10 protein-coding genes and 1 pseudogene are annotated in these 10,288 nt (G+C 65.1%); 10 read left to right on the forward strand and 1 reads right to left on the reverse strand.

The window, feature by feature from the left end; translation table 11 throughout:
* Nucleotides 1-729: 729 nt before the first annotated feature.
* Nucleotides 730-2,241, forward strand: a complete 1,512-nt coding sequence (gene cysS / locus NTW26_07630; protein MCX7022124.1) for a cysteine--tRNA ligase — start codon at nt 730-732, stop codon at nt 2,239-2,241.
* A 368-nt stretch (nt 2,242-2,609) separates the two neighbouring features.
* Here the strand turns inward: cysS and NTW26_07635 are convergent, their stop codons facing one another.
* A complete protein-coding gene (locus NTW26_07635) occupies nt 2,610-2,816 on the reverse strand; it encodes a hypothetical protein (GenBank protein MCX7022125.1) in 207 nt (68 codons plus the stop codon).
* A 17-nt stretch (nt 2,817-2,833) separates the two neighbouring features.
* Between NTW26_07635 and murJ the strand changes: the two are divergent.
* From murJ to NTW26_07680, 9 genes and pseudogenes are all read left to right on the forward strand, one after another.
* A pseudogene (gene murJ / locus NTW26_07640) lies at nt 2,834-4,069 on the forward strand (murein biosynthesis integral membrane protein MurJ).
* A 72-nt stretch (nt 4,070-4,141) separates the two neighbouring features.
* On the forward strand, nt 4,142-6,031 hold the full coding sequence (dxs, locus tag NTW26_07645; protein ID MCX7022126.1) for a 1-deoxy-D-xylulose-5-phosphate synthase: 1,890 nt from the start codon (nt 4,142-4,144) through the stop codon (nt 6,029-6,031).
* A 184-nt stretch (nt 6,032-6,215) separates the two neighbouring features.
* Complete coding sequence (locus tag NTW26_07650; protein MCX7022127.1) at nt 6,216-6,800, forward strand: hypothetical protein; 585 nt, start codon at nt 6,216-6,218, stop codon at nt 6,798-6,800.
* Between the two features lie 222 nt (nt 6,801-7,022).
* The gene (locus tag NTW26_07655; protein MCX7022128.1) at nt 7,023-7,454 is read left to right on the forward strand and encodes a hypothetical protein; all 432 of its coding nucleotides are present in this window, start codon (nt 7,023-7,025) and stop codon (nt 7,452-7,454) included.
* A gap of 333 nt (nt 7,455-7,787) precedes the next feature.
* Entirely contained in the window at nt 7,788-8,228 is a 441-nt protein-coding gene (locus NTW26_07660) for a hypothetical protein (protein ID MCX7022129.1), read from the forward strand.
* A 122-nt stretch (nt 8,229-8,350) separates the two neighbouring features.
* A complete protein-coding gene (locus NTW26_07665) occupies nt 8,351-8,890 on the forward strand; it encodes a hypothetical protein (protein MCX7022130.1) in 540 nt (179 codons plus the stop codon).
* A 183-nt stretch (nt 8,891-9,073) separates the two neighbouring features.
* Complete coding sequence (locus NTW26_07670) at nt 9,074-9,568, forward strand: hypothetical protein (GenBank protein MCX7022131.1); 495 nt, start codon at nt 9,074-9,076, stop codon at nt 9,566-9,568.
* 131 nt (nt 9,569-9,699) lie between these two features.
* Nucleotides 9,700-9,924, forward strand: a complete 225-nt coding sequence (locus NTW26_07675) for a hypothetical protein (protein MCX7022132.1) — start codon at nt 9,700-9,702, stop codon at nt 9,922-9,924.
* A gap of 11 nt (nt 9,925-9,935) precedes the next feature.
* The coding region (locus tag NTW26_07680; protein MCX7022133.1) for a hypothetical protein at nt 9,936-10,288 on the forward strand (353 nt) is incomplete at its 3' end.

A 10,288-nucleotide genomic window follows, 5' to 3' on the forward strand; every position in this document is an offset into this window, starting at 1 on the left:
GCCCGCCGTTTCCCTTTCCCCGCAGGAGCGGCGCGCCGACGGGGATGGGGGTGAGGGCTGCCGCATGTCCCCTCTCCCGTTTAGGGAGAGGGTTAGGGTGAGGGTCAGGGTAGGGAACGTAAAAGCGGCGGGGATGGAATCCCCGCCCTACGTTGCGAAACACACGATATCACGTAGGGGCCGACCTTCAGGTCGGCCCGCGGGCGACCGCAGAGGACTTGTCCTACGGGTCGCCCCTACGGCATCGCAATTAGCGAGGCACGGGCCGGGGTGAGGGCTGCCACATGTCCCCTCTCCCCTCTGGGGAGAGGGTTAGGGTGAGGGGTGAAGCTGTCTCCCTCTCCCTGTGGGAGAGGGATTAAGGGTGAGGGCTGCCTTAGAAAAAAGCGGCGGGGACTAAAGTCCCCGCCCTACATTGAGCGCACAGCATATACGGACCACCGCCCCGCAATCGGATTCGACCACCGCAATTCGCTCTTGACTGCGACCGGCCTTTGGCTTACCATTCGGGTGCAGTAGAAAAAAACCCGGTTACGCCATGACCTCACCTCACCAGACGTTCCTTCTCCTCTGTGGCTGTCGGCCGGCGGGTCGGCCGACCATCCGGTAGCCGCGCCCGCCGCCTTCTTAAATCTTTCCCCTTCAGTGAAGGTCAGTTACGGCTGCGCCGCCGCGGGAAACCGACGGCAGGCGGCCACAAAAACGTTATAGCGGAAGACGAGGTGCGCCATGGCCACCCCCTTGAGACTTTACGACACCTACTCCAGGCAGCTTCTTGAGTTTCCGCCCGTAGACAGCCCCGCGCGCGGTAACCCGCTCACGCCCGTCACCTATTACACCTGCGGCCCCACGGTTTACAACTACGCCCACATCGGCAACTTCCGCGCCTACATCTTCGAGGACCAGGTGGTCCGCACGCTGGAATACCTGGGCTGGAAGGTCCGCCAGGTGATGAACTTCACCGACGTGGACGACAAGACCATCCTGGGCGCCAACCCCACGCGGGAAGAGGTCCCCGCCGACGAGATGCGGCGGCGCCTGGACGCCTACACCGCGCCCTACATCCAGGCCTTCTTCGAGGACATAGACGCGCTGAACATCAAGCGCGCGGCGGTCTACCCCCGGGCCACCGAGCACATTCCCGAGATGGTCCGCCTTATCGGCGCCCTGGCCGCCAACGGCTACGCCTACGAGGGGGACGACGGGAGCTGGTACTTCGCCATAAAGAAATTCCCGCGCTACGGCCTTCTCTCCGGAATCGAGGTGGGCGACGTGCGGGTAGGGGCCCGCGTCTCCACCGACGAGTACGAGAAGGAGGACGCCCGCGATTTCGCCCTGTGGAAGAAAGCCCGCCAAGGCGAGCCGACCTGGAACCCGCGGGAGTACGACCCGGCCTCGCCTCTGCCCCCGGGGCGCCCCGGCTGGCACATCGAGTGCTCCGCCATGTCCCAGAAGCACCTCGGCGAAACCCTCGACCTCCACTCGGGCGGGCACGACAACATCTTCCCCCACCACGAAAACGAGATAGCCCAGAGCGAGGGCGCGTCGGGGAAGAAATTCGTCCGCCACTGGCTCCACTGCGGATACCTCGTCGTGGACGGCGAGAAGATGTCCAAGTCCAAGGGGAACTACTTCACCCTGCGCGACGTGCTGGCGCGGGGGCACAACCCCCTGGCCGTCCGGCTGCTCCTGGAGTCCACCCACTACCGCAAGCCGCTGAACTTCACCTTCGAGGCCCTGTCCGGGGCGGAGACGAATTTGAAGCAGCTCCAGGCCTTCCTGCGCCGCCTGGACCGCGAGAGTGAAACGGCCCCCGCCACTCCCCCGGGTCAGGCCGGTACGGAGGGAAGCGGTGCCGGCGCCGTCATTCGCCGGGCCAAGGAGAACTTCGTCACCGCCCTCTCCGACGACCTGAACATCTCCGCCGCACTGGCCGCCGTCTTCGATATGCTGGGGACGGTCAACCGGATGCTCGACGGCGGCATGGTTCACCGAGAGGAAATCGCCCTGGCCCGGGAGACCCTTCTCGGCTTCGACACGGCGCTGGGCCTGCGGCTGGGGCGTGAAACGACCGGCGCGAAGTTTGACGCCGCCATCGTCGAGGCCAGGCTCGCCGAACGCGCCGCGGCCAAGGAGGCCAAGGACTTCGCCCGGGCCGACGCCATACGGGACGAGCTGGCGGCGATGGGCGTCCAGGTGGAAGACACCCCCCAGGGGACGAAGTGGCACCCGGCCGAGTGACCGCCGCAAAATAACACGCGGGGGACGGCGCGCGGCCGTCCCCTTTCTTTACCGCCGGAGGTCTCAAGCCCCCGATTTTCACCGTGAATAAGGTTTTTCAATCGGTGGGCGGATGTTACAATCTTCTCATTCCGTGCAAACGACTTAACCGCACACCGCACCATGGCTGACGAAGACCCCAAGCAACCGGTCAACGACGGTCCCGCTCCGCCCCCGGACACGGGCCCGCCCTCCGGCGCGAGGATCATCCGCTCGGCGGGGATCGTCGGAGGGATGACCCTCGTCTCGCGCCTCCTGGGGCTGGCGCGGGAGATGGCCTTCGCGGCGATCTTCGGCGCCGGGGCGATCAACGACGCCTACCGCATCGCTTACGCCCTGCCGTACTTCTTCCGTCGGCTGCTGGGCGAGAACGCGATGGCGGCCTTCTTCCTCCCCATATTCATACACCACCGCGAGAACAAGGGCGAGGCCGCGGCCTGGCGGCTGGCCAATAACCTCTTCAACACCGTCGCCCTCTTCACCGGCCTGGCGGCGGGACTGTTGATCTTCGCCGCCCCCTGGCTCTTGCGGGTCATCGCCCCCCGGGTTCGTCGAGACCGGCAACCTCGATCTGGCGGTGCGCCTCACGCGGACCATGCTGCCCTTCATGGTGCTGATGACGCTGGCGGCGGTGCTTATGTCGCTGCTCAACGCCTACCGCCGCTTCGGCCTGCCCAGTTCCGGAACGGTCATCCACAACCTGGTCTTCATCGCCTCCCTCTACACCATCGTGCCGCTCTTCGGCAACGTGCCGGAGCAGATGATCTTCGGCGCGGCGCTGGGGGTGCTGGCGGGCGGCGTCTTGCAGGTGATCACCCTGGGGATCGGGGTGGGGACGGTCGGCGGACGCTGGCGGCCGGTGCTGGATCTGAAGGACCCCGGACTGCGGCGGATCGTCAAGCTGATGATCCCGGCGCTCTTCGGCCTGGCCGTGGTGCGGATCAACCTCTTGGTGGACAACGCCCTGGCCAGCCTCCTGGGCGAGGGGATGATCAGCGCCCTGAACTACGCCGAGCGGCTGCTGCAATTCCCGCTGGGGGTCTTCGGGGTGGCGCTGGGGACGGCCATCCTGCCGACGCTCTCCACCGCCGCGGCGCGGGGGGAGCACGGCGAGCTGCAGGGGACGATGAACTACGCCCTGCGGCTGGCACTCTTCGTCGCCATCCCCGCCACCCTGGGCATTATTCTGCTGCGCGAGCCGCTGGTGGCGCTGTTCTACCAGCGGGGAGCCTTCGACGTCGCCGCGACCTACGAAACCTCCTGGGCGCTGCTCTTCTACGCCCTGGGGCTGGTGGGATACATTGGGGTCAGCGTCGTGGTGCCGGTGTTCTACGCCCGGCAGGACACCCGCACCCCGGTCATCGCCGCGGCGATCGCCGTCGGGGTGAACGTCGTCCTCGACCTGGCCCTGATGTGGTGGCTGCGACAGGGTGGGCTTGCGCTGGCCAGCGCCATCGCCAGCTTCGTCAACCTCGGGTGGCTGCTGTGGCGCCTGCGGGCGAAGGTGGGCCGGATCGGTCTGCGACGTATTATCAACACCGGCTGGCGCCTGTTGGCCGCCGGCGGGGTGATGGCGGTGACCCTCTGGCTCTGGGTGCGCCTCTCCGGCTTCGCTCCCGAAACGGCCCGTCTTATGACCAAGCTGTGGGTCGGCCTGGGCGGGGTCGCGATTGGAGCCGTCGTTTTCTTCATCTCCGCCTGGCTCTTCCGCACGCCGGAGCTCAAGGACGTGCTGGGGATGTTGAAGAGCCGCCTGCACCGCGCCAAGCGGGGACCGGACGCCCGTTGACCGCCACCCGCCGGGCCGCTCAGACCGGCCCGTGCTATAATCCCCCCGTCAATCCTTGCGCAATAGAGGCCCATGGATCCCTCCTACCGCCTGCTGCCCCGGATAGATGATCCCGCGGACCTCCGGCGGCTCAACCTCTTCGAGCTCACGGAACTGGCCGGCGAGCTGCGCCGCTACATCATCGAAACGGTGAGCGAGACCGGCGGCCACCTGGCCCCCAGCCTGGGCGCCGTCGAGCTCGCCATCGCCCTCCACTACGCGCTCGACACGCCCGCCGACAAAATCGTATGGGACGTCGGCCACCAGGCTTACGCCCACAAGGTGCTGACCGGCCGGCGGGACCTCCTCTCCACCCTGCGCCAGTACGGCGGCATCTCCGGCTTCCCCAAACCCTCGGAGTCGCCCTACGACACCTACGCCGTGGGGCACGCCTCGACGGCCATCTCCGCCGCGCTGGGGATGGCTCTCACCCGGGAACACAAGGGGGAGAAGCACCGCGTGTGCGCCGTGGTCGGCGACGGCTCCCTGACCGGCGGCATGACCTTCGAGGCCCTCAACCACGCCGGGCGCTGCAAGATACCCTTCCTCGTCGTCCTCAACGACAACAAGATGAGCATCTCCAAGAGCGTGGGGGCGCTGTCGAACTACCTCAACCGGATGATCACCACCCGCAGCTACCTCTCGCTGCGCAAGCAGGTCCAGGAGATAGTCAAGAAGATACCCGGCATCGGGATGGGCATCTTCTCCCTGGCGCGCAAAATCGAGGAGGGGCTGAAGAACATGGTCACGCCGGGGATGCTCTTCGAGGAGATGGGCTTTCTGTACTTCGGCCCCATAGACGGCCACGACATGCCCAAGCTCGTCGGCATCCTGAAAACGGTGCGCGACCTGGCCCAGCCGGTCTTCCTCCACATAGTGACGGTCAAGGGCAAGGGCTACGAACCGGCGGAAAACGACGCCACGAAGTTCCACGGCCTGGGGAAGTTCGACGCCGCCACCGGTGTGTGCCACGTGAGCGGACCGACGCCCACGTACACGGAGATTTTCGGCTGCACCGTCACCGAGCTGGCGGCCCGGGATCCCAGGGTGGTGGGCATCACCGCCGCCATGCCCGACGGGACCGGTCTCGACATCCTGGCCGACGCCCTGCCCGACCAGTTCATAGACGTGGGCATCGCCGAGCAGCACGCGGTGAGCCTGGCGGGCGGGCTGGCCATCTCGGGGATGAAGCCCGTGGTGGCCGTCTACTCCACCTTCCTCCAGCGGGCCTACGACCAGATGGTGACGGACGTCTGTCTGATGAACCTGCCGGTGCTCTTCGCCGTGGACCGGGGCGGCCTGGTGGGCAGCGACGGACCGACCCACCACGGCTCATTCGACCTGACTTACCTGCGCAGCGCCCCGAACATGACCGCCTGCGCCCCGGCCGACGAGGACGAGCTGCGCCACCTCCTTTACACCGGATACAAACACTCCGGGCCATTCGCCGTGCGCTACCCCCGGGGAAAGGGCGTCGGGGTGGACCGCACGCGGCCGCTCCACGAGATTCCCATCGGGAAGGGCGAGCTCCGCCGGGAGGGGACCGAGGCCGTGATCGTGGCCCTCGGCTCCACCGTGCTCCCCGCGGTGGAGGCGGCGGAGGCGCTGGCGGATGAGGGTCGCAGCGTCGCGGTCATCAACGCCCGCTGGCTCAAGCCGTTGGACGCGGACCTGATAGTGGAATGGGCGGAGAAAACCGGCCGCGTCCTCACCGCGGAGGAGAACACCCTCGAGGGCGGCTTCGGTTCGGCCGTGGTGGAGCTTCTGGCCGACCGCGGCCTCCTGGATTCGGGGAGAATCAAGGTTCGGCGGTTGGGCATCCCCGACCGCTTCATCACCCACGGCACCCAGGAGGAGCTGCGGGCCGAGCTGGGCCTGGACGCCCCGGGGATAGCGCGCGCCGTGGAATCCCTTCTGGCCTGATAGCCCTCACCCACCGCGGGCGCAAAACGAAGCGAACCGAGCGTAGCGAGCTACGCCCCCGGCGAACCGAGTAATGCCCCGGCAAACCGAGCGAAGCGAGCTATGCCCCTGGCAAAACCCATTTGAAGCCCGACCCCGGTTGGACTATAATTCACTAATTAGACTCATACCAAGGGGGTCGTTTGTGAGAAAGACCGGGATTCTTCTCATTGCCATGACCGCCCTCTGCCTGGCCGACGCCGGGGTGCTGGACTTCGTCGAGCCGATTCTCGGCACCCCCGTCGTGGCGACCAGTATGGGTTACATGACCGGTGTTCTTGCGGAGCGTGGCTGGACCCAGATCGAGGCTGACGAGAAACAGGTGACGGCCGACTATGTGGGTGACGGCCGCGACGAGCACCTGACATTCACCTTCACCCCCGCCGCCTCGACACCGGATGAACCGAGCGAAGCGAGCTACGCCCCTGGCGAACCGAGCTATGCCCCTGGCAAAACCCACCAGGACATCCTCACGGTGGATTACACCTACGTCCCCTGGCTCGAAATCGAGGGCGGGGCCCAGCGGGCGAGGGCGGAGTTCGACCGGCTAATCGTCGCCTTCGATTACCTCATCGGGCCAGGGGAGACCGAGGCCACGGACGCCGGAGTCGTCCACACCTGGCCCGGCCGGGACATGAGCCGGATCGAGCTCATCCTGGCGCCGATGTATAGCACAAGGTTGACCGTCTGGGTCAACCTCGTCCCGCTCCGCGAGCCGGAGAGCGACTGACGCGCAGTGGGAACCGAGCACCACCGAACCACCGTATAACCGCCGGAGGGGCGAGCCGATCTCGGCACAAAGCAGTCTCCACCCCTGGACCGGCCGCGACCCGAGCCCGCATCGCGCGACTTCACCCCGAGGGCTCGGACGACGCCCTAGCCACGACCGGCGATACTCTCCGACGGGGGACGTTTGCGCCTTCGGCCGCGGTAATATCCAAAGGAGTGAACCATGAAGAGCTTCGCGTTTATAATCCTGGCCTTCACCGCCGCTATGGCCGCCAACGTCGCACCGATGGACCCCTTCCTCGAAGAAATTCCCTTCGGGGCCAACGCCGGCGCCGTGCTGGACGCCATGACGGACGCGGGGTACACCCAGCAGGAGTCGTCCGATGAGATCTGCATCGGCGTCCGGGGCGACGAGCGGCTGGAGTACCGCTTCAGCGGGGATTCGCAGACCTTCGCCGAGTACACCCTCCAGGGGCCCTCTTCGGTGGCGCTAGAGGGAAAGTTGGGCACGTGGACCGAGCGCATCTGCAAGGTCTGGGATAACCCGGCCGCGATGAGCACGGACGGGTCGAAGCTCTGGATCGTCCCCGGCATGTACACGATAGCGCTGCACATCGAGGGCGCCGACCTCCTAGTCACGGTCACCTGGGATTGATGAACCGAGCGGGTCCGGGCCCCGCGGGCGACGCCATCGGCATCTTCACCCTACCGGGCTCGGAATGCACGGTACCCCTCTTCGCGGAAGCGGGTGGGCGACTTGAAACGAGCGAACCGAGCGAACCGAGCGAAGCGAGCTATGCCCCCGGCAAACCGAGCTATGCCCCCGGCAAACCGAGCTATGCCCCCGGCAAAACGAAGCGAACCGAGCGTAGCGAGCTACGCCCCCGGCGAACCGAGTATCGCCCCGGCGAAACGAGCGGAGCGAGTAATGCCCTTGGCAAAACGCTCCCTTCTCCTTCTTCTCACCCTGATCCCGACGGTGTTTGCCATGTCAGAAGACGCGGCCCGGGAGCCTATCCTCGGCATCAACCCCCACGACACATCGTACGGCGCGGTTGCGCAGGCCATAGACTCCCAGGGGTGGCTCATCGCCGCGACGCTGTTGGAAGAGCCATCCGCTTTCCGCCACACCGAGTTCGGCGACGAACAGATAACGGTGTACCTCTCCAACTACGAGGCGGGGCGGGTGCTCCACCTTTCCTACGGCCTCACGACGAAGGACGGATCGGACGAGACCCTCACCCACCTAGAAGCCGAGTACCGGCGGCTCTGCGAAGGGTACGAGGCGCTCCTGGGGCCGGGGCTGAAAAGCGGTACGGGGCCCGTCCTCGGGTGCTACTGGACCGGCGGGGCCCACGACAGCCACGTGGAGTACTACCCCCCCGGGGAGGACGGCCCGCGCCTGTCGGTCGAGATATTCTTTAATTGACCGCCGCCGGCGCTCGCCGGACGACGGAGCGACGAAGGGCGCACCGCCCTTGACCCGGTCGGGGCGCGAGATTATCATCCCAAGGAGGCCCTCATCGAACCACAGCATCAGAAGGTGGAATCATGCGTATCGGGTGTTTAGTACTTCTTCCCCTGTGCCTGGCCATCACGGCGGCGGCCGAGGACGCCGAAAAGCTGCCCGATCCCTTTATCGACGGCCTGTTCATCGGGGACACGTCCCTCCAGGTCGAGGCCGCTCTCAAGGAGGACGGTTGGGAGACGAGCTCGGAATGGTACAACCTCGACATAGACCCGGTCTACCGCGTCATCGGTGAGAAGGAAAACCGCAGGCTCTTCTACGAGTTCAACGTCTACGGCCGGCTTTACCACTTGAAATATCTCGAGCAGTGGCCATCCATCAAGACGCGCGACAACGCGTGCTCGACCTGGTCGGACTGGCTGAATAGCATTTTCGGTACATCGGATATGGGGGATGACGGTTACCCCCACTGGGCCCGTGAAGGCTACGAGGCGAAGCTGTACGACCGGACTTTCTTCGACGACCTAAACACCATGCCCACCGTGATGATAAACATCTTCCCGAAAACCGTCTACGTCCTTCCCACCGAGAACGAAGTCATCATCAAGCACGGAGAGGACTGATCGCAGGATTTCCGCCCGTCATCCAGGGCCCCCGGTCCATCCCGTCTCCGTGAACCGACGCTCGCGCCGAACGGCGCAAAGACGGGGAGAGCTCGGGGGCGCATAGTCCTTGACCATGTCGGGGCGTGCGACTATCATCCCCACGTAACCCACATCGAACCACAACATCCAGAAGGTGGAACCATGCGCATCGGTTGGATAATCATTTTTCCGCTCTTTTTGGCCACCTTTGCGGCGGCCGCGGATACGCAGCCGCTGCCCGATCCCTTCCTCGACGGCCTATTCATGGAAGCCCTACCTCTCCAGGTTAAAACCGCCCTCGAGGAGAACGGCTGGGAAACAACTGACGATTGGTCCGACATCTATAACAACCCGCTCTACAAAATCCATGGCAGACAGGACAACCGAACGCTGATCTACCAATACGACGTTTACGGTCGGCTCACCTTCATGAGTTATCTCGAGCAATGGCCATCCATCGCGGGGTGCAAAAAGGCGTACAAGATATGGTACGACTGGCTGAAGATGTACTACGGCGAGCCGGTCGAGGAGGACGAGCACTTCGCGCACTGGTCCAATTCGGGCTACGAGATAAAGCTTTTCGACAAGACCTACATCTCCGGCGAGAGCTCGATGCCCACCACCATGGTCAACATCTACCAACTCAGGATATTGTAAACCGGCGCCGATCGCTGGAAAGGCGCGCCACGCCCGATTAACCAAGTCAGAGGGGAAAGCCGCCGGCAACCAGCCCGGTGGAGGGATCGGCGGTGGACAGTTAAAAATCAACTGAACAAAGGGGGGGATAAGTGAAGAGGCTCCTGTTGCTGATCGCGGTCTTTCCCGTTCTCACTTCGGCGAGCCGCGCCGGGGAAGAGATCCCCGTCTACCCGCTAAGCCTCGACCTGTGGAAACCCATGGTGGACTCGGAGACGTTCCACTACTGGAACATCCCCGGTATGGAGGTGTGGTTCGAAATCACCGAAGCCTCGGGGGGCGCGGCCACCCTGACCTGCTGCATAACCTTCCTCTAGGCGGTAATCGGTTGAGTTACCTATCGGTACTTCTCGGCCTTCTGCCGACCGCCGCGGCCCTCGGCTACTCCGATCCCTTCCTGCCGGGGTTTCCCCTCGGCGCCGGGCCTGACGCGGTTCGCGATGCAATGGGGGAGTTCGGTTGGGAAATTGAGCAGTACAAGGTTCAAACCGACGGACGGACCACGATACGCGCCGGGAACCCGTCGGGGTGGTTGTTGCTCTACGAGTTCACGCCCGAAGGCGACCCCTTCAGTATTCTCACCGCCGAGGTCTGGACCGAGGAAAGCCAACGCGCCGACAGTCACGCCGACTGGAAAGAACGCTTGAGCGCCCAGTTCGGGGACCCCGGGACCGTTGAGAG

It is taken from the genome of bacterium, assembly GCA_026398675.1.
Lineage (GTDB): Bacteria > RBG-13-66-14 > RBG-13-66-14 > RBG-13-66-14 > RBG-13-66-14 > RBG-13-66-14.